Raw genomic sequence first — 503 nt, 5'->3', positions numbered from 1 at the left:
GCGCCGGCGCGGCGACAGGCTGGGGCGCGGGTGCCACGGCCGCCGGTGCCGCCACCGTGGCGGCCGGCGCGACAGTCGCGCGCACGGCGCGGAAATTCGCCGCATCGGCGGCGCAGGGGCGGCCGGACCGCATGAAGGCCTCCCGCACCTCCCGGTTCGCGCAGAGCACTTCCCGCGCCGCATCCGGCTGGCCGAGCACGGCGAGCAGCTGGGCGTTGGCGCGGCGCGTGCAGTCCGGATCCTCGACCCCGGCGCCGATCGAGGCGCCAAAGCCGACGACGCTCACCGAGCCGCTGGCCGAGATGATGCAGGGGTTGTTCGACCAGATGGCAGGCGCCGAGACGTCAGGCGCGGTGCGCAGCGTGGTCGTGCCGGAGACGGTCGAATGGTAGGCCCCGCCGCCATCGGCACCCAGCGTTCCGGCCGCGCCGCCCGCACCGGTCGCGCCCGTCGCCGCGGTCCCGGCGGTCCCGGTCGCGCCACCGCCGCTGACGCCCGTGCCG

1 protein-coding gene is annotated in these 503 nt (G+C 77.7%); it reads right to left on the bottom strand.

Annotation, left to right across the window (positions count from 1 at the left end; genetic code table 11):
- Positions 1–503 (bottom strand): hypothetical protein (locus tag HW577_RS26340; protein WP_198379005.1); only part of this gene is annotated, 503 nt, incomplete at both ends.

It is taken from the genome of Neoroseomonas rubea, assembly GCF_016106015.1.
GTDB lineage: Bacteria > Pseudomonadota > Alphaproteobacteria > Acetobacterales > Acetobacteraceae > Neoroseomonas > Neoroseomonas rubea.
The sequence above is the reverse complement of the archived record's forward strand: the minus strand, read 5'-3'. Positions and strand labels throughout refer to the sequence as shown.